16 protein-coding genes are annotated in these 18,646 nt (G+C 68.2%); 11 read left to right on the forward strand and 5 right to left on the reverse strand.

Features of this window, described 5'->3' with window-relative positions; genetic code table 11:
• Positions 1-39: 39 nt before the first annotated feature.
• From ACQHI0_RS30185 to ACQHI0_RS30205, 5 genes are all read left to right on the forward strand, one after another.
• Positions 40-861 (forward strand): crotonase/enoyl-CoA hydratase family protein, encoded by an 822-nt coding sequence (locus ACQHI0_RS30185; RefSeq protein WP_427905135.1) that lies wholly within the window; start codon positions 40-42, stop codon positions 859-861.
• 87 nt (positions 862-948) lie between these two features.
• Positions 949-1,446 carry a MarR family winged helix-turn-helix transcriptional regulator gene (locus tag ACQHI0_RS30190; RefSeq protein WP_427905136.1) on the forward strand — a complete coding sequence of 166 codons (498 nt, stop codon included), beginning with the start codon at positions 949-951 and terminating at the stop codon, positions 1,444-1,446.
• A complete protein-coding gene (locus tag ACQHI0_RS30195) occupies positions 1,443-3,218 on the forward strand; it encodes a DHA2 family efflux MFS transporter permease subunit (protein ID WP_427905137.1) in 1,776 nt (591 codons plus the stop codon). The genes ACQHI0_RS30190 and ACQHI0_RS30195 overlap by 4 nt, the downstream gene beginning before the upstream one ends.
• A gap of 7 nt (positions 3,219-3,225) precedes the next feature.
• A complete protein-coding gene (locus ACQHI0_RS30200) occupies positions 3,226-4,476 on the forward strand; it encodes a sensor histidine kinase (RefSeq protein ID WP_427905138.1) in 1,251 nt (416 codons plus the stop codon).
• A complete protein-coding gene (locus ACQHI0_RS30205; RefSeq protein ID WP_427905139.1) occupies positions 4,464-5,126 on the forward strand; it encodes a response regulator in 663 nt (220 codons plus the stop codon). The genes ACQHI0_RS30200 and ACQHI0_RS30205 overlap by 13 nt, the downstream gene beginning before the upstream one ends.
• 14 nt (positions 5,127-5,140) lie before the next feature.
• Here ACQHI0_RS30205 and ACQHI0_RS30210 read toward each other — a convergent pair whose 3' ends face one another.
• Entirely contained in the window at positions 5,141-6,328 is a 1,188-nt protein-coding gene (locus ACQHI0_RS30210; RefSeq protein WP_427905140.1) for a serine hydrolase domain-containing protein, read from the reverse strand.
• A gap of 200 nt (positions 6,329-6,528) precedes the next feature.
• On the opposite strand from ACQHI0_RS30210, the gene ACQHI0_RS30215 reads away from it, so the two are divergent.
• On the forward strand, positions 6,529-6,756 hold the full coding sequence (locus ACQHI0_RS30215; RefSeq protein WP_378918509.1) for a hypothetical protein: 228 nt from the start codon (positions 6,529-6,531) through the stop codon (positions 6,754-6,756).
• Between the two features lie 56 nt (positions 6,757-6,812).
• On the opposite strand, the gene ACQHI0_RS30220 is transcribed toward ACQHI0_RS30215, so the two are convergent.
• Entirely contained in the window at positions 6,813-7,301 is a 489-nt protein-coding gene (locus tag ACQHI0_RS30220; protein WP_266297542.1) for an inorganic diphosphatase, read from the reverse strand.
• A 164-nt stretch (positions 7,302-7,465) separates the two neighbouring features.
• Here ACQHI0_RS30220 and dacB point away from each other — a divergent pair, with 164 nt between their 5' ends.
• The 4 genes from dacB to hpt are packed head-to-tail and all read left to right on the forward strand — an operon-like array spanning position 7,466 to position 11,595.
• Complete coding sequence (gene dacB / locus ACQHI0_RS30225; RefSeq protein WP_427905141.1) at positions 7,466-8,923, forward strand: D-alanyl-D-alanine carboxypeptidase/D-alanyl-D-alanine endopeptidase; 1,458 nt, start codon at positions 7,466-7,468, stop codon at positions 8,921-8,923.
• A gap of 14 nt (positions 8,924-8,937) precedes the next feature.
• Positions 8,938-9,999 (forward strand): zinc-dependent metalloprotease, encoded by a 1,062-nt coding sequence (locus ACQHI0_RS30230; RefSeq protein WP_427905142.1) that lies wholly within the window; start codon positions 8,938-8,940, stop codon positions 9,997-9,999.
• Positions 10,000-11,019: a tRNA lysidine(34) synthetase TilS gene (tilS, locus tag ACQHI0_RS30235; RefSeq protein ID WP_427905143.1), complete on the forward strand. Its 1,020-nt coding sequence runs from the start codon at positions 10,000-10,002 to the stop codon at positions 11,017-11,019.
• Positions 11,020-11,043: 24 nt separating this feature from the next.
• Complete coding sequence (hpt, locus tag ACQHI0_RS30240) at positions 11,044-11,595, forward strand: hypoxanthine phosphoribosyltransferase (RefSeq protein ID WP_101464749.1); 552 nt, start codon at positions 11,044-11,046, stop codon at positions 11,593-11,595.
• On the opposite strand, the gene ACQHI0_RS30245 is transcribed toward hpt, so the two are convergent.
• Together ACQHI0_RS30245 and ACQHI0_RS30250 are read right to left on the reverse strand one after the other, a co-directional pair.
• Positions 11,586-13,505, reverse strand: coding sequence for a serine/threonine-protein kinase (locus ACQHI0_RS30245; protein ID WP_427905144.1), 1,920 nt, complete (start codon positions 13,503-13,505; stop codon positions 11,586-11,588). The genes hpt and ACQHI0_RS30245 overlap by 10 nt on opposite strands.
• Positions 13,506-13,556: 51 nt before the next feature.
• Positions 13,557-15,962, reverse strand: coding sequence for a protein kinase domain-containing protein (locus tag ACQHI0_RS30250; protein ID WP_427905145.1), 2,406 nt, complete (start codon positions 15,960-15,962; stop codon positions 13,557-13,559).
• Positions 15,963-16,185: 223 nt separating this feature from the next.
• Here ACQHI0_RS30250 and ACQHI0_RS30255 point away from each other — a divergent pair, with 223 nt between their 5' ends.
• Entirely contained in the window at positions 16,186-17,535 is a 1,350-nt protein-coding gene (locus tag ACQHI0_RS30255) for an amidase (protein ID WP_427909354.1), read from the forward strand.
• A gap of 62 nt (positions 17,536-17,597) precedes the next feature.
• Here ACQHI0_RS30255 and ACQHI0_RS30260 read toward each other — a convergent pair whose 3' ends face one another.
• Positions 17,598-18,494, reverse strand: a complete 897-nt coding sequence (locus tag ACQHI0_RS30260; RefSeq protein WP_379333041.1) for a LysR family transcriptional regulator — start codon at positions 18,492-18,494, stop codon at positions 17,598-17,600.
• Between the last annotated feature and the right edge of the window lie 152 nt (positions 18,495-18,646).

Below are 18,646 nucleotides of genomic sequence, written 5' to 3' on the forward strand. Positions count from 1 at the left end.
GGGGGGTTGCATGGTGGGGCGGCAGGCAATAATCAGGGTATGAGTGAATGGAAGGCTTTTACCGTCGATATCGCTGACAACGTTGCTCAGGTGACGTTGACGGGGCCGGGTAAGGGCAATGCGATGGGACCTGATTTCTGGCGTGAGCTGCCGGAGGTCTTCGCCGAGCTCGACGCGGATCCGCGGGTCCGGGCCGTGGTGATCACGGGGTCGGGCAAGCACTTCTCGTACGGTCTCGACCTGGCCGCGACCGGGGGGATGCTGGCGCCGGTGCTGGCCGACGACGCGAAGGCGGCACCGCGCACGGCGTTCCTCGAGGAGGTCCGCCGGATGCAGGCCTCGGTGACGGCGCTGGCCGAGTGCACCAAGCCGGTGATCGCGGCGGTGTCGGGCTGGTGCATCGGTGGTGGGCTCGACCTGATCGCGGCTGCTGATATCCGCCTGGCCAGCGCGGATGCCAAGTTCAGTCTGCGTGAGGCGAAGGTCGCGATCGTCGCCGACATCGGTTCGCTGCAGCGGCTGCCGGGCATCATCGGCGAGGGCAACCTGCGTGAGCTGGCGTTCACCGCCAAGGACATCGACGCGGCGCGGGCCGAGCGGATGGGTCTGGTGAACGAGGTGTTCGACGATCAGGAGGCCGTGCTGGCCGCCGCGCACGCGATGGCGCGCGAGATCGCGGGCAACCCGCCGCTGGTGGTGCAGGGCATCAAGGACGTGCTCGAGCAGCGGACCAGCCCGGCGGTGGCCGACGGCCTGCGTTATGTGTCGACGTGGAACGCGGCGTTCCTGCCGTCGAAGGACCTCACCGAGGCGATGACGGCGGTGTTCCAGAAGCGCGCGCCGGAGTTCAAGGGCGAGTAAAGGCAGTTCAAACGGTTGCCCCGGCGACCGTTCTGCCTACATACTTGCATTTCACAACTAATTGTATGATGCAAGTAAAGGTGAAAGATGAGCGAGATCGAGCAGGCGATCGACACGATCGCCTCCCAGCTCGTCCGGCTGCACCGCCTGCGTGACCGCTCGCTGGCCCAGATGAACGACGCCTCGGGAATCGACCCGGCCGGGTTCATCGTGCTGTTCCGGCTGGTCTGCGACGGCGCGATGCGTTCGGGCGCGCTCGCCGAGGCGGTGCACTCGGACGCGTCGACGGTGAGCAGGCAGGTCGCCCAGCTGGTCGGACGTGGCCTGGTGGTCCGAACCGCCGACCCGGACGACGGGCGCGCGACCGTGCTCCAGGCCACCGACGAGGGCCGCGACGTCGCCGCCCGGATCCGCGCGCGCCGCCAGGACGCCATCGCGATCATCACCGAGCAGTGGTCGCCCGACGACCGTGCGAGTTTCGCCGGTCTGCTCACCCGCTTCGTGAACGACTACGACCACGCTCGCCCGGCCCTGCTCGCCCGGCCGCATGCTCTGAGCACCACCTCGACGGAGAACGATTCGTGACAACCACAGCGGCGCCCCCGGTGGATTCCCCCGCCGGCTTCACCCACCGCCAGATCCTGACCATCCTGTCCGGGCTGATGCTCGGCATGCTGCTGGCCTCGCTCGACCAGACGATCGTGTCGACCTCCATCCGCACCATCGCCGACGACCTCGACGGCTACTCGCTGCAAGCCTGGGCGACCACGGCCTACCTGATCACCGCGACGATCAGTACCCCGCTCTACGGCAAGCTGTCGGACATGTTCGGCCGCAAGCCGTTCTTCCTGGCGGCGATCGGGCTGTTCATCGTCGGTTCGCTGCTGTGCACGCTGGCCACCTCGATGTATCAGCTGGCTGCGTTCCGTGCCTTCCAGGGTCTGGGCGCGGGCGGGCTGATGTCGCTGGCGCTGGCCATCATGGGCGACATCATCGCGCCCCGTGAACGCGCTCGCTACCAGAGCTATTTCCTTGCGGTATTCGGTATTTCGAGTGTGCTCGGACCGGTGCTCGGCGGTCTGCTGGCCGGGCAGGACACCATCCTCGGCATCACCGGCTGGCGTTGGGTGTTCCTGGTGAACGTGCCGCTGGGGCTGCTTGCCCTGGTGGTGGTGACCCGGGTGCTGCAACTGCCGCGCAAGCCGCACGCCACCCACCGCATCGACTTCGCGGGGGCGATGGTGCTCGCGGTCGGCTTGGTTCCGCTACTGATCGTGGCCGAACAGGGGCGCGAATGGGGCTGGGGCAGTACCTCTTCGGTGATCTGTTATGTGATCGGCTCGGTCGGTCTGGTCGGGTTCGTCGCGATCGAGAAGTTCATGGGCGATGCGGCGCTGATCCCGCTGCGGATCTTCGACAATGTGACTTTCACGCTCGGTGTGGTGATCTCGTTCGTCGTCGGTGCGGCGATGTTCGGCGGCATGTTGTTGCTTCCGCAGTACCTGCAGGTGGTGCGTGGCGCGGGGCCGACCGAGGCCGGTCTGCAGATGCTGCCGATGGTGCTCGGGATGATGATCGGTTCGATCCTGTCGGGTCGGCTGATCTCGAAAACCGGTCGCTACCGGGCCTTCCCGGTGATCGGCGCGGTCATGCTGACGCTCGGGTTGTTCCTGCTGCATCTGCTCGACGCCGACAGCCCGCTGTGGCTGGCGATGCTGTTCATGATGGCCACCGGCTTCGGCCTCGGCAATCTCATGCAGCCGCTGACCCTGGCGTTGCAGAACGCGTTGCCACCCAAGGACATGGGCGTCTCGACCGCGTCGGCGACCTTCTTCCGCCAGATCGGTGGCACTCTCGGCGCAGCGGTGTTCCTCTCGATCTTGTTCTCACTGCTCACGCCGAACATCACCGCCGAAATGCGGCAGTCGGCCGCGGACCCGGCCTACCAGCAGGCCGTGATCGAGGGCGCGCGCAGCACCAACCCGGTCGACGCCGCACTCGCCAAGGGGCTGCTCGCGCACGATACTTCGGCCGCGGGCACCGTGCTGCAGGACAGCTCGATCATCCAGCAACTCGACCCCGAACTCGCCAAGCCCTTCCAGGTGGGCTTCGCCGACTCGATGTCGACGGTTTTCCTCGTCGCGTCCGCGGTGGCCCTGATCGCACTGCTGCTGGTGTTGTTCTGGAAGGAGGTTCCGCTGCGGATGTCGAGTGGGATCCAGGCTGCCGGTGATGCCAAGGCCGCCGAAGCGGTTGGTGCGCTGGCCGACACCGCCGCGCAGTCCAGTGGCGCCGCCGAAGGTCGGGGTGGTGCTCAGGCGGGTGGCCGACCGGGGACGAGCGCGCCCCCGGCATGATCATCAGGTGAGTCGATTCGATGGTGGCGGTGCACGGCGTCGGTTACGTCGTCTGCCCGCCGCCGTCGGCTATCTGCTGGTCGGCGGGCTGACCGGGATCGCGTCGTTGTTCGCGGTAGTCGCGCTGGCGATTGTCGCGGCCGCGAGCCTGATCGGGATCGGGATTCCCGCGCTGCCGGAGGCGGTCAAGTTGATCAGGCCACTGCTGGGACTCGAGCGACGCAGGGCGGCCCAACGGCTCGGCACGCCGATCGTGCCCGCGTACCAGCCGTTGACCGGCGACCTGCGTCATCAGCTCGCGGCGCTGGCCGCCGATCCGGCGAATCGGCGGGATCTCGCCTGGCTGGTGCTGCACGCGATCATCGGATTGCCGCTGGCCGCGCTCGCGGTGGCGTTGCCGCTGAGCGCGGTGCAGCATCTCGCGATTCCGATCTACTGGGGCGCGCGGGCCGATACCACGGTGTCGAGCGGCGGCATCGTGGTCGATTCATGGACCGCCGCCGTGGTGAGCGCGGTGATCGGCATCGTCTACGGCGCGCTCGCCCTGCGTGCGCCCGAGGCGGCTGACGCGCAGGCCCGGGTGGCGGCGGGATTGCTCGCACCGGATGAGAACGCCCTGCTGGCGGACCGGGTCGTCGAACTGACCGCGACCAGGGCCGCCGCGTTGGACGCGCACGGTGCCGAACTGCGCCGCATCGAACGCGATCTGCACGATGGTGCCCAAGCCAGAATCGCGGCGGTGATCATGCAACTCGGGCTCGCCGAGCAATTGCGCGACCGTGATTCCGCTGCCGCCGACCGGATGGTGCGAACCGCGCAGGACACCGCGTCGGCGGCACTGGCCGAGCTACGCGATGTGGTGCGCAGTGTCTACCCGCCGGTGCTCTCGGACCGGGGCCTGAACAGTGCCGTTTCCGCGCTGGCGGCGCGGAGCCCGATCCCGTGTGTGCTCGAGACGAACGGCATCACCCGGCGGCCGATGGCGGTCGAGGCCGCCGCCTATTTCGTGATCGCCGAAGCCATCGCCAACGCGACCAAACACTCCGGCGCCGACACACTCTCGATCGAACTCGGCGGGCCGCCCGATCTGCTCACCGTCGAGATCCGCGACGACGGCGCTGGTGGTGCGATGGTGACCGACGGCGGTGGCCTGGCCGGCATCCGGCGCAGGGCCGAGGCGCTCGACGGGCAGATGACGCTGAGCAGCCCCGCCGGTGGGCCTACTGTGGTGCGCGTGGAGTTGCCGTGCGGGTCGTGATCGCCGAGGACGACGCCCTCCTGCGGGAAGGCCTCGCCCTGCTGTTGAAGACGGCCGGAATCGACGTGGTCGCCGCCGTCGACAATGCTGACGATTTCCTCGCTGTCGTCACCGCCGACCGACCGGACGTCGTGGTGGTCGACGTGCGACTCCCGCCCACCTTCACCGACGACGGCCTGCGCGCCGCGGTGCATGCCAGGACCGTCCATCCCGGGCTGCCGGTGCTCGTGCTGTCGTCCTATGTGGAGGACAGTTACGCCTCCGAACTGCTCGGCGACGGTGCCGGTGGCGTCGGGTACCTGCTCAAGGAACGGGTCGGCAAGGTCGACCTGTTCCTCGAATCCCTGCACCGTGTCGCCGCCGGTGGCACCGCGATGGACCCGGAAGTGATCGCACAGCTGCTGGTGCGCCGCAAGGTCGACGATCCGCTGTCCACGCTGACGATCCGCGAACGGGAAGTGCTCGCACTGATGGCCGAAGGACAGGACAACTCCGCCATCGCCGGACGCCTGGTGGTCACCGAAGGCGCTGTGCTGAAACACATTCGGAGCATTTTCGCCAAGCTCGGACTTTCGGCCGACGTATCGGGTCACCGCCGGGTCCTGGCCGTACTGGCCTACCTCGATGCCCGTCCGGGGCGCACCGCGTAGGTGGATCACGCTTCTCACGACGCGCACACCACGGTGTCGAAGGCCTTCTCGACAACCGCTGCCTGATCCTTGCTGTTCGGCAGTTCGTTCACGGTGATGGTGATCGCGACGCCGTCGGCTGTGACACCGGTGCGGGTGTCGAAACCGGGGATGCTGCCGCCGTGGGCGACGGTCTTCTTGCCACACGAGCTGGTCTGCTCGACCAGGCCCAGACCGTAACCAGCCGAGGGCATTCGGTCGAACGGCACCGTCTGGCGCATCTGGTCCAGCTGCGCTGCGGGCAGCAGTTCGCCGCCGAGCAGGGCGATGAAGAAGCGGTTCAGATCAGAGCCGGTGGCGATCATCGCGCCCGCGGTATCACCCCATGAGGGATCGAAGTCGGTGAAATCGATACGGGTGCCGTCGATTTCCTGGTAGCCGCGCGGATGTGGGGCGCGCAGGCCGGTGTCGCCGGGAGCGGGAAAATAGGTGTCGCGCAGGCCGAGTGGCTCGATGATCCTGGTGCTGATCGCACTGGCGGCGGAGCGGCCGGTGACCTGCTCGATCAGCATGCCGAGCAGGATGTAGTTGGTGTTGGTGTAGACCGAGCGGGCGCCGGGTTCGTGCCGCGGCGGCATCGTCATCGCGATGCGGACCAGTTCGGCAGGCGAATAGTGGTGCAGGCGAATGAGTTCCGGGTCGGGTGCGATCTGCTGCGTGCCGGCTTCGGCGCGCATGCTGGGATCGCCACCGGCCACGTAGTCCGGTAGGCCGCTGGTGTGCTGGAGCAGTTGGCGCACCGTGATGCGGTTGCCGTCGTTGCCGCTGCCCTGCACGACACCGGGTAGGTACCGCTCGACGGGGCCATCGAGTTCGACCTTGCCCTCGGCGACCAGCTGCATGACCACGGTGGCGACGAAACTCTTGGTGTTGCTGCCGATTCGGACGTGCGCCTTGTCGGGGAACTGTGCACCGGTGCCGATATCACCGACCCCGGCCGTGATGGTCTGCTCGCCGGCAGGGGTGGTGATCACGGCTTGGGCGCCGGGAAATCCTGCCCGCACCACCGATTCGAGCGCCTGCCGGATCTCGGGCCGATCCGGTTGCGCCGCGGTGGCGCTGTGCTCGGGGCCGCACGCCGTGACGGTGAGTAGCGCGAGCAGACCCGTTCCGGCCGCGAAGGCGCGCAGTGACTTGCTCGAAAAAGTGGTGGTGAGCTGCATGATTCGAGCCTAGGAACGGGTGGGTGCCGTGCCTATGCCGCTCGCGCCCGAATCGGAGGTGGTGCCAGCACTACCAAACGAAGGGTGGGGTAGGTGAAGCGACCAAGGGGAGAGCGAAAATACCCCTTGGGGTGGCTGTTCAAACCTCTGTGTCGCAATAACTTCGAGATGTCGTCATCGCACGCATCAGGAGAGACAACATGCGCATCAAATCCACTATCGCCGCCGCCGCACTGGCCGTCGCGACCGTCGCCGGGGTGTCGGCGGTCGGTGCGGGCAGTGCCGCCGCGGCCCCGTACGGAACGTATTACGGCACGTACTACGAGCTCTACCAGTGCCGCGCGGCAGGCGAGGATCCGTACACCGGTGGGTACTACTGGGAGTGCACGGAGACCTGGGACGGCTGGGACCTCTACATCTGGTACTGACAAAAGCGGGAAGTCCGAAAGCTCTTCGGACTTCCCGTTTCGTTAGGTCTATCGGCTCAGTGGCCGGATTCCTTCAGCCGGGCGAAGGACTCGTCGATGATCTTCTCGGCCTCGGCGCGGCCCAGCCACTCCGAACCTTCGACGTACTTGCCGGGCTCGAGATCCTTGTAGCGCTCGAAGAAGTGCTTGATCGCCGACAGTTCGAACTCCGAGACGTCGCCCAGGTCCTGGATGTGATCCCAGCGCGGGTCGCCCGCGGGGACGCACAGCACCTTGTCGTCGCCGCCGGCTTCGTCGGTCATGCGGTACACGCCCACCGGGCGGGCCTCGACGATCACGCCGGGGAACACCGACTCGGGCAGCAGCACCAGCGCGTCGAGCGGGTCGCCGTCCTCGCCGAGGGTGTTCTCGATGAAGCCGTAGTCGGCCGGGTAGCCCATGGAGGTGTACAGGTACCGGTCGAGCTTGACCCGGCCGCTCTCGTGATCGACCTCGTACTTGTTCCGAGAACCCTTGGGAATCTCGATGGTGACGTCGAACTCCACGCCATCTCCTTGCTCGTTCGAGTGCTGGTCTGTGCCGAATCGCCAGATCGTTCTGGGGAACCGTTGCGCAACGAGGATAGTGTGGTGTGCTGGTACACCGGTGCGGCAGGCGGCTCAGTCGCGCAGTCGAGGCGTGTCGGGCGGCGTTTTAGGGAGACACGGTCGTGGTCGGTGCAGACGGCAGAAATCCGGGATCGCAGGTGCAGGGGCGCCGCAGGTCCCGCTGGATCTGGTTGTCAGCGGTGGTCGTCGCGCTGCTGGTGATCGCGGGCGGTTTCGCGGCGATCGCGAAGCCGTGGACGCCGGAATTCCGGCACGGCGGGCTCACCGTGGCGCCGCCGCCGGACACCGGTCAGGTGTTTCCCGAGGTGGCGCCTGCCCGCTCGGACGCGCCCGCGCCCACGGTGGCCGGGATCGCCGCGGCGCTCGCGCCGGTGGTCGGCAACCCCGACCTCGGGACGTTCGCCGGTCAGGTGACCGATCCGGCCAGCGGGACGGTGCTGTGGAGTCAGGAGCCGGTGAAGGCGATGATTCCGTCCTCGACGGCGAAGATCATGCTGGTCGCGGCCGCGCTGCTCACCCTGCCCGATGATCAGCGGGTGGCCACGAAAGTGCTCGCCGGCGCACCGGGCGAACTGGTGCTGGTCGCCGGTGGGGACCCGACGCTGACCACGCAGGCTGCCGGTGGTTACTACACCGACGGTGCGCGGATCTCGGATCTGGCCGCGCAGGTGCGGGCCGCTGGCAGGCAGGCGAACGCGATCGTGGTCGACACTTCCGCTTATTCGGGGCCGACGATGGCGTCTGGCTGGGATCCGATCGATGTTCCGGAAGGGTCGATCACGCCGATCGAACCGATCATGATCGATGGTGGCCGACTCGACTACGCGGCCGACTACTCCCCGCGCACCTCGAATCCCGCCCTCGACGCGGGCCGGGCGCTGGCTGCCGCGCTCGGGATCGATCCGGGTGCGGTGCGGGTCGGTCCGGCTACGCAGAACGGGGCACAGATCGCGAAGGTCGAATCCGCTCCGCTGCGAGTTCGCCTGCACGACATGATGATTCATTCCGACAATGTGCTGGCCGAAACCATCGGACGTGAGCTGGCGGTGGCGTCGGGCCAGCCCGCGTCGTTCGCCGGTGCGGTCGCGGCTACCTCCGCGGCGCTGTCAGCGGCCGGGTTCGATGTCGCCGGCATGCATTTGGCCGACAACAGTGGGCTTTCCGTCGACGACCGCGTATCGCCGAAGCTGCTCGACTCGATCATCGCGACCGCCGCGAAGCCGACCGGCGCCGCGGCTGTGGTGCCCGCCGGGACGCAGGCCAGGCCCGAAAACGACCCGCGCGCAGCCGCTCTCGCGCCGATGCTCGACGATCTGCCCGTCGCGGGCGGCACCGGCACGCTCGCGCCGCGTTTCGTCACCCAGAACCGGCAGGGTGCGGGGTGGGTGCGCGCCAAGACCGGAACTCTGAGCGTGGCCAGCGCGTTGGTCGGATATGTACTCGACCGTGACGGGCGGGTGCTCACCTTCGCACTCATGTCGAACGACCGATTGCCGGAACAGAGCAGGCCGGCGCTCGACGCGGTGGCGGGTGCCCTGCGCAACTGCGGATGCTCGTAGAGAACGGGTGATTGATGACCGACAAGACCGAGCGCAAGAGTTCCGGGTTCAGCGGAGCGGTGGATTGGCGGCTGGCCGCGCGGACGGGGGCCGTGCTGGCTCCCGCCGGGCCGCGCGTGTCGCGGCAGACGGCTGAGCAGGTCGTCGCCGAATTGGCGTCGGCCTCGGTGCTGGCCGAACTGCCGGTACGCGAGGTCAGCGGATTGCTCGACGATCGGCCGGTGCCCGAGGCGCGGATCGTCGACCGGCCGGGGTGGATCTCGGCGGCCGCCGAATCGATGGCTGTGCTCACCGGCACCGAGTCCACCGACGGGGGCAAGTTCGTCGGGAAGCCCGCGGGTGTGCAGGCCGGGACGATGCTGGCGTTCCTGTCCACCGCGATTCTCGGCCAGTACGACCCGTTCACCGGCGAGGACGGCACCTTGTTGCTGGTCGCGCCCAATATTCTCGGTGTCGAGCGGGCGCTCGGTGTCGATCCAAGCGACTTCCGGTTATGGGTGTGCCTGCACGAGGTGACCCATCGGGTGCAGTTCTCGTCGGCGCCCTGGCTGGGCGACTACATGCGCTCCAACGTGGACATCTTGAGTGAGGTCGGCGAGGAACCGATGAGCGAGATGCTCACCCGGTTGCTCGGTGAGGTGCGCTCCCGACGCAATGGGGACACCGCCGATGATCCGAACGCTCGGGGAGTGGTCGGGCTGTTGCGTGCCGCCCAGGCACCGCCGCAGCGGGAGGCGCTGGATCGGCTGCTGATGCTCGGCACGCTGCTCGAGGGGCACGCCGATCATGTGATGGACGCTGTCGGGCCCGCTGTGGTGCCGACCGTCGCCGATATCCGGGCGGCCTTCGATCGACGCAGGCAGCGGCCCTCGAATCCGATTCAGCGGTTGCTGCGGGCCTTGCTCGGGGTGGACGCGAAGGTCGCGCAGTACGTCCGGGGAAAGAAGTTCGTGGACGCGGTGGTCGAGCGGGTGGGGGTCGCGGAGTTCAACACGGTGTGGACGAACGCGGACACGCTGCCGTTGCTGGATGAGGTCGACGATCCGGAGCGGTGGATTCGCCGGGTGCTGGGGTAGATGACCGGACCGAGTGGCGTGCGCCTGCCGGAGACCGCGGCGGTGCTCGCCGTGCGCCGTGGTGTGCGGGAATGGGTCGCCGCGCGGGGCGGGCGTGGGCCGGTGGTCGTCGGGTTGTCCGGTGGGGCTGATTCGCTGGCCCTGGTGGCCGCTGCTGTTGTCGAGGCGGGTGCGGTGACCGCGGTGGTGGTCGATCATCGATTGCAGGAGGGCTCGGCCGAGGTGGCCGATCGGGCGGTCGAGCAGGCGAGGGCGCTCGGGTGCGTGGGGGCGATGGTGGTGCCTGTCGATGTGGGGCGTGCGGGGGGTGTGGAGGCGGCCGCGCGGGTGGCTCGGTACGCGGCGTTGGAGTCGGTGCGGGACGGGCGGCCGGTGCTGCTCGGGCACACCCTCGATGATCAGGCCGAGACTGTGCTGCTCGGATTGGCGCGGGGGTCGGGCGGGCGATCGATTCAGGGGATGGTGGCGTGGAATTCGCCGTGGGGGCGGCCGCTGCTGGGTGTACGGCGCGCTGAGACGGTGCAGGTGTGTGCGGATCTGGGGATCGCGCCCTGGGACGACCCACACAACACCGACCCCAGCTACACCCGGGTTCGCGTGCGCAACGAGGTGTTGCCGCTGCTCGAAGAGGTACTCGGTGGTGGCGTGGCACAGGCGCTGGCCCGCACCGCCGACCAGCTCCGCGCGGACGGGACCGTCCTCGACGCCTACGCCGACGAGTTGCTGCGGGCGGCACGTGCTGTGCCGGACACCGGCACCCCCGACAGCGATCGACCGACCCTCTCGATCGAGATCCTGACCACTGCGCCGCCCGCGTTGCGGCGCAGAGCTGTGCGGGCCTGGCTCGCGGATCAGGGCGTGACCGGGCTCATGAACGCCCATTTACAGGCGATCGACGAGCTGGTGAGCAACTGGCGTGGCCAGGGCGGGGTGGCGGTGGCGGGTGGCTCGAGGGACCACAGGTTGGTCGTGACGCGCGAACATGGCACGCTGGCGGTGCGAGCACAGCCGCGCATTTGATGCCACGAAGGGACACCCACTTCCGTGTACGGAGACGACATCGCATCGGTGCTGATCACCGAAGACGAGATCAAAGCCAAGATCGAGGAACTGGCCGAACTCGTCGCCAAGCGGTACCCGCCCGATTCCCCCGAAGGTGACCTCCTGCTGATCTGTGTCCTCAAGGGCGCGATCTTCTTCATGACCGACTTCGCCAGGGCGCTGCCGATTCCCACCCAGCTCGAATTCATGGCCGTGTCGTCCTACGGTTCGTCCACCTCGTCCTCGGGCGTGGTGCGGATCATGAAGGACCTGGACAAGGACATCGCGGGCCGCAATGTCCTGATCGTCGAGGACATCATCGACTCGGGCCTGACCCTGTCCTGGCTCAAGCGCAACCTGTCCACCCGCAACCCGGCCTCGCTGGAAGTAGTCACCCTGCTCCGCAAGCCCGACGCCCTGCGCACCCCCGTCGACGTCGCCCACGTGGGCTTCGACATCCCCAACGAATTCGTCGTCGGCTACGGCCTCGACTACGCCGAGCGCTACCGCGACCTGCCCTACATCGGCACCCTCAACCCGGCGGTCTACTCGTAGATCCTGGAGCGGGGCGTGCGGGGCTGGGGATCAACGACCCTGAGCAGGGCCCGGATGTCCGTGTCGATCGCGCGGAACAGCACGTACGAGCCGATGAAGGCCACGACGCTGCCGAGGTAGACCACGCGCAGCGAGACCATGGTCGGCAGCAGGTCTTCGGTCGGCAGCAAGGTGATGGCGAGCATCGCGATCAGTGGAATGGACGCGGCGACCGCCAGGTACCACCCGCAGCGCTGCCGGAGTCCGCGCAGCGCCGCGGCATCGGTGTGGAACAGGTGGCCTCGCTGCACGACGATCGGGTAGACGCAGCGGACCATGTAGAAGGTGATCAGAAAGAACGCGTAGGTCACCGCGACCGCGCAGCCGATGGCGTTCGACAGTAGAAACTGCGCGGTGGTGCGGGTCTCCAGGTGGCCGGTGCTGACTTTCACCACGGCGGGCAGGATCGCGGCCGCGGTGGCCCAGAACAGTGTGGCGACAACAACCGCGCGGTCACCCAGGTACAGCGACTGCCGTCCGGCTGACCCCAGATCGCCGGGTCGCACGTGCCTGCCGGCTCGCAAGGCGCGCGGAACCAGGATCGCGTGGCGGGACAGGAAGATCAGGATCACCGTGCCGAGCGCGAAAGAAATCACGTTGGTGACCACCGAGACGATGTGCAGCGCTTCGCGAGCGACCGGTTCGAGCCGCTGCACGAGTAGGCCGGAGTTCTGCCACGTCTTGTACCGGATGGCGAGTGCGTTGGGTACGGCGATCGCCAGCGTCATCAAGGGAACCATGAAGGGCCGCAGGCGGATTCGGTAGGAACCGGCCGGTGGGTCGACCAGGTTTCTGCTGCGCGGGTCGAGGCAGAGATCGAACTGCTCGGCGAGCACGGTGCCGTCGGGCCAGCGGTCTGTTCGATCAGGTGCCAAGCAGCGCAGCAACACCCGGCGCAGCGTGGGCGGGCAGTCCGGCGGAAGTTGGTGCAGAGCAGCGCTACTCACTCCGGCACTCCGGGAGACGAGCATGGCGTCCAGCCTCGCGCGATCGGTCAGGGCGGGATCGTCGGCGCCGGTGTCATCGAACGGCTTTGCGCCGGTGAGCAATTCCCACAGCAGCACACCCAGTGAGAAGAGATCGGAGCGTGCTTCGAGGTCGGCGGCGCTGCGGTCATGGCCGGGGTGGCTGGCCTCGAGTTGCTCGGGCGACATGTACGCGAGCGACCCGCCGAAATACGACAGTGGGCTGGTGCCCGCGGTTTCGCTGAAACTGATGTTGAAATCGGCGAGCTTCGGCACGCCCTCGGCGGTCAGCAGCACGTTCGCCGGTTTCACATCACGGTGCAGGACACCGCGATCCGCCGCGTGATCCAGCGCTGACGCCAGGCGCCGGCCCAGCCAGGCCACCGTGTCGGGCCAGCTGAGTTCGGCGATCTCGGAACGCACGCTCGAATCGGCCGGGCGGATTTCGCCCTTCTCCGCCATCGCCGCGTCGATCGCGTCGAGCAGGAGCCGGCCGCTGCGGTCGTCGGGTGGCGTCGCGCGGACCCAGCGCAGCAGGCCGAGCAGGGTGCCGCCGGGCAGGAACTGCATGTAGAGCAGCCGCAGCCGGGGTGAGCCGTCGGCTGGCGGGTCCAGCACCAGCTGATCGAAGACGCGCACGATGTAGGCATGGTCGAGCTGGGCCAGGGTTTGCGGCTCGGTGCCGCTGTCGGCGGAGATCTTCACCGCGACCAGCCGCTGCATCGAGCGTTGCCGGGCCAGGAAGACCCGGGCGAACGCGCCGGCACCGAGCTCGGTCAACAGCTCGAAGTCGCCGATCTGAGCGCCCGCCTCGAACCGGTCGAGCCCGCGTCGATCGGTGGGGTGCGCGGTGGCGGTGCGGTCGAGCGAGGGGCGGGTCGCCTCGGTGATCACTGTCGAGCTCACGACGGGGGATACGGGCGGACCCGCACGGAAGTTCAGCCGCGCCGGGCAGTCTCAGTTGACGACGCGTTCCAGAGCTTTCAAGTCGGCTTCGAGCGCTCGGAAGAGCAGGTAGGAGCCGACGAAGGCGACGATGCCGCCGACGCACAGGACTCGAACGGCAACGATCACGGCCGGGATATCACCGGGCGGGAGGAAGGTGACACCCGCTACGGCGAGCAGCGGGATCGAGGCGGCGACCGCGAGGTACCAGGTGCAGCGGCGGCTCAGTGCGCGGAGCCAGGTGCTGTCGTCGGTGCTGATTTCGCCGTGGCGGAGAAAGACCGGGTAGATGCAGCGGACCAGGTAGAACGTCACGAGGAAGAACGGGTATGCGACCGCGATCGCGCCGCAGACCAGTAGGGACGCGAGGAAGTGGACGACGGCGCGGCCCGGGACGTTACCCGCGGCCAATTGCAGAATGATCGGAAAGGTGACCCCGGAGATCGCCCAGAGCGAGAACACGACGACCACGACCCGGTCGCCGAGTCGCAGGGTGTCGTGTCTGGTGCGGCGCAGGATCTGCGGTTCGTAGCGGCGGCCGTGGCGAAGGCCTCGCGGCACGGAGAGCACGAAACGGGCGAGGTAGATGAGCACCGCGGCACCCAGCGGGAAGAAGACCAGGTTCACGCCCGCCGTGATCACCACGAAGGTTTGCTGGGCGTTCTCACTGAGCCGGCTCACCACCAGGTGCTGGTTGTGCAGGATGTTGTACCAGGACGCCAGTGCGTTGGGGACACCGATCGCCAAGATCATCACCAGCAACGGCCACTTGCGCCATTGCATCCGCCAGCTGTTCGGCGGCGGGTCGACGAGGTCGCGAGCGCGAGCATCCAGACACAGGTCGAACTGCTTGGCCAGCACCGCACCGTCGGCCCAGCGACCCGACCGGTCCGGGTCGAGGCAGGTCAGCAGGACGCGGCGCAGGGCAGCGGGACAGTTCGCCGGGACCCGGTCCAGCGCCGCTGGGTCGACGCCATCGGTTCGTCGCTCGAGCATCGACTCGAGGGTGGTCTCGTCGCCGCGACCCTCGGCCGCGGCGGTGTTGTCGTCGAACGGCTTCGCACCGGTCAGCAGTTCCCACAGGACCACGCCAAGGGAGTAGATATCGCTGCGGGTGTCGAGGTCGGCGGCGGTGCGGCCGAGGCCGGGGTGACAGGCCTCCAGCTGTTCGGGCGACATGTAGGCCAGCGACCCGCCGAAGTAGGCGACCGGGCTCGTCCCCGCCACAGTGCGGCTGAAGCTGATGTTGAAGTCGGCCAGCTTGGGCACGCCTTCGGCGGTGAGCAGCACATTCGCCGGCTTCACATCGCGATGCAGGACGCCGTGTGAGGACGCGTAATCGAGCGCCTCCGCCAGCCGTCTACCCAGCCACGCCACCGTTTCCGGCCAGCTCAGCGCGGCGATCTCGGAGCGCACGCTCGAATCGGTCGGGCGGATCTCGCCCTTCTCCTCCATCGCGGCGTCCACCGCGTCGAGCAGCAGTTTGCCGCTGCGTTCGGCGGACGGGGTCGCGCGGACCCAGCGCAGCAGGCCGAGCAGGGTGCCGCCGGGCAGGAACTGCATGTAGAGCAGACGCAGGCGGCGCGAACCAGCGGGTGCCGAGTCGGTGTCCATCAGTTGCTGGTCGAACACGCGCACGATGTAGTCGTGGTCGAGTTGGGCCAGTGTCTGCGGTTCGGTGCCGCGGTCGGCGGAGATCTTCACCGCGACCAGGCGTTGCATCGACGTTTGCCGAGCCAGGAAGACGCGCGCGAAAGCACCGGATCCGAGTCCGGTGAGCAGCTCGAAATCACCGATGGTCTGGCCGATTTCGATGCGATCGAGTGGGGCGAACGAGCCGGGCGAGGAGTCCGCGGCCGTCGACTCGGTCGCGGCCGCCGTGGCGGTCGCGGTGAGGTCGAGCTGCGGACTGGTCATGTCCGTACTACGAACCGAGTCCGGTGTGTGGTTCATCGTCGCGTCGAGATCGGCCTCGCGGTGGGTGCTCTGGTCGAGTTCGTCGGTGTTGAGCAGACCGCGCAGACTGGCCGCCTGCTCCGGATACTCGCGCAGACAATCGCGCGGATCGACGCGCTCGCCGCTGTGCCTGCGGATGACGAATTCCTCGAACACCAGTCCAGCGGGCAACGTCGCGCGGTCGAGTTCGGGGAACTCGGCGCAGTAGTGGATCAGCCGCTTGCGCGTGATGTCGGCGCCCGCGTGATGCAGCCAGCGATGACGCAGGTCGACCCGGATCAGTTCGTGCAGCGCCTGCGCGCGCAGGGTCGCCGCGTCGGGCAGGAACTCGGCGATTTCGGGTGGGCGCTCTGCTGCGGTGCCCCACGCGGCCGCGAAGGCCTCGACCATGTCGACGCGCACATTCGTGGCCCGACCGGGGGTTGTGTCGGGGCGTTCATCGCTTCCGGTGTTATCGCTCATCAACCGACCTAAATAAGGTTCGCGCGGATCGGTGCGAAATTCATTCCGCCACACCCGCCGCCATCGCCGGAGAGCCGTACTTGAAATGATAACTTGCGCCTCTAGAGCTGATCACCCGAATTTCGACGACCATGCGACGGGGGCGAATCCGCAGATGAACGAAGACCTCACGGCGGTAGCATGGGAGTCCGTCGATGACGACGGCGTGACGGACGAGGTGACGATGAATTCGTCCCACCCACCCGGCCCCGAATACCCCATCGGCGGCCCCGCGGCGGCACTCGCCGCCCGGGTCCGCGCGGGCACCATCACGCCCTCCGACGTCACCGCCGACGCGCTGGCCCGCATCGCCTCGGAGAATCGCAAGATCAACGCGTTCACGGTGGTGCGCGCCGAGAAAGCCAGGGCCGAAGCGCGGGAACTGGCCGCCCGGCAAGACCTCGACGAGTTGCCGCTGGCCGGTGTGCCGGTGGCGGTGAAGCAGAACATCGCGGTCGCGGGGGAACAGACCCGAGCGGGCTCGGCGGCCACCTCCGCGGAAGCGGCGACGGTCGATCACCCCGTGGTGGCCAGGTTGCGGGCCGCGGGCGCGATCGTTGTCGGCCTGACGGCCATGCCCGAACTGGGTCTGTGGGCGAGCACCGACTCGCTCGGTTGCGTCACCCGTAATCCGCGCGATGTCGGCCGGTCGACGGGCGGATCCTCCGGTGGCGCGGCAGCGGCGGTGGCCGCCGGACTGGTCCCGATCGCCCACGGCAACGACGGACTCGGCTCGATCCGGGTGCCCGCCGCCGCCTGCGGAGTGTTCGGTATCAAGCCGGGGAGACACGTGGTGCCCGCGCAGATCGGCGCCGATTCCTGGGCCGGACTCGGCGAGAACGGCGTCCTCGCGACCACTGTCTCGGACGCGGCCCTGGCGCTGTCGGTGCTGGCGGGCCGGTCCGACCTGGCCGAACTACGCAAGCCGCAGCGACTACGCATCGGGCTGGCCGTGGCTCCGCCGTCGCGGCTGGTCCGAATGGATCGGCATTGGACGGCGGCGGCGCGCACCGCGGGTGCGCGCGCGGCGGTGGCCGGGCACGAGGTGCAACCGGTCGAACTGCCCTATGGCGACGCGGCGCTGTTGATGCTGTTGCGCTGGCCGAGCGCGGGTCTGGCCGACGCCGACGCGCTCCCGAACCCCGAACTGCTCCAGCAACGCACCCGACGGCATCTGGCGATCGGCAGGGTGATCCGGCGACTCGGCCTGGTCCGTCCCGGCCAGATCGACCGGACCGAAGCCAGACTGCTCGAATTCTTCGAGGACTTCGACGTGGTGATCACCCCGACGCTCGCCGCGCCGCCACCAAGAGCGCGGCAGTGGAGCGGCCGCGGTTGGGCCGCGAATGTCGTGTCCTCGGCGCGGTACGCGCCGTTCACCGGACTGTGGAATCTGCTCGGCTGGCCCGCGGCATCACTGCCGATGGGCACCCATCCCGAGGCGCACACGCCACTGGCCGCGCAGCTGATCGGCCCGCCGGGGAGCGAAGCCACCTTGCTCGGCCTCGCCGCCCAACTGGAAATGTCGAACTAGGCGCGACCTCCGCCTTCGCTCCGGCCAGATGCGGCCGCGGAGCGCTGACGCGGCTGCGCCTCTCAGACCGCGATCGGCTGCGGCTGCGGTGTCGGCTCGGAGAAACCGCCGTCGACAGCGCGACCGGCGAATTCCAGAATGGTCGGGCGGGTGTCGTCGGCCCGCCATGCCACTGCCAGCTCACACGGGGTGAGGCCGGCGACCGGACGCGCGGTGAGCCCGGGCCAGCGGTACATCGGCACATTGTTCTCGGCCAGCAGGCACACACCGAGACCGAGGCTCACGGCCTCGAGCTTGTCCTCGGGGGTAGCCGCCTCGGCGCCGATCTTGGCCGCCTTGCCGCCGCGGGCATCGTTGCCGAGCCAGAAGTCGCGCACCGCGCCCGCCTCGGTGGGCAGAGCGACGAAGGGCTCGTCGAGCAGATCGGCGAAGTCGATGCTGTCCTGCTCGGCCAGCGGGTGCGTCTCGGGCAGCAGCACCCAGCGCGGCTCGGTGCGCAGCACCTGCCAGCGGTAACGGTTGGGGTCGGGCAACGGCAGCCACACCAGCGACAGGTCCGCCTGGCGGCCGGCAAGGCCACTGGACGGGTCGTTCCACGACGCGGCGTGCAGGGCGAGGCGGTGACCGCTCGCGCTCTCGAGGTCGTTGAGCAGACCACGGCCGAGGGCGGACTGGATCCCGACGCGCAGCACCTCGCCTGCTTCCTGGAGGGACACGTTGGTCACCTCCCACAGCTCGAGGATCTTGCGGGCGCCTTCGAGCAGTTCCTTACCGGCGACGGTCAGGGCGACACTGCGCTGGTTGCGGTCGAACAGGACCACGTCGAGCTGGCGTTCGAGCTGGCGGATCTGGCGCGACAACGTCGGCTGAGCGATGTGCAGCCGCTGGGCGGCGTTGGTGAAATGCAGTTCCTCAGCGACGGCGACGAAATACCGCAGATCGCGCAAATGCGGGTCCATAGCACCTTGCTATCAGAATCGGTCGGGAAAATCCAGCCAAAACGGGCAAGGAAGTTCGCGTAAGTGGATCAAAACAGTCACCAGGTTGGTATCGCACAGCATATGGCCTGACATGGTGAGCTGCACCATCGGATTGCGTTTTGTTCACGCCG

Source organism: Nocardia sp. FBN12, assembly GCF_050320175.1.
Lineage (GTDB): Bacteria > Actinomycetota > Actinomycetes > Mycobacteriales > Mycobacteriaceae > Nocardia.

Excerpts from the sequence above, each read along its gene's own strand:
- ACQHI0_RS30185 (WP_427905135.1), top strand. The coding sequence starts at position 40 with ATGAGTGAATGGAAGGCTTTTACCGTCGATATCGCTGACAACGTTGCT.
- ACQHI0_RS30190 (WP_427905136.1), top strand. The coding sequence starts at position 949 with ATGAGCGAGATCGAGCAGGCGATCGACACGATCGCCTCCCAGCTCGTC.
- ACQHI0_RS30210 (WP_427905140.1), bottom strand. The coding sequence starts at position 6,328 with ATGCAGCTCACCACCACTTTTTCGAGCAAGTCACTGCGCGCCTTCGCG.
- ACQHI0_RS30215 (WP_378918509.1), top strand. The coding sequence starts at position 6,529 with ATGCGCATCAAATCCACTATCGCCGCCGCCGCACTGGCCGTCGCGACC.
- ACQHI0_RS30230 (WP_427905142.1), top strand. The coding sequence starts at position 8,938 with ATGACCGACAAGACCGAGCGCAAGAGTTCCGGGTTCAGCGGAGCGGTG.
- tilS (WP_427905143.1), top strand. The coding sequence starts at position 10,000 with ATGACCGGACCGAGTGGCGTGCGCCTGCCGGAGACCGCGGCGGTGCTC.
- ACQHI0_RS30250 (WP_427905145.1), bottom strand. The coding sequence starts at position 15,962 with ATGAGCGATAACACCGGAAGCGATGAACGCCCCGACACAACCCCCGGT.
- ACQHI0_RS30255 (WP_427909354.1), top strand. The coding sequence starts at position 16,186 with ATGAATTCGTCCCACCCACCCGGCCCCGAATACCCCATCGGCGGCCCC.
- ACQHI0_RS30260 (WP_379333041.1), bottom strand. The coding sequence starts at position 18,494 with ATGGACCCGCATTTGCGCGATCTGCGGTATTTCGTCGCCGTCGCTGAG.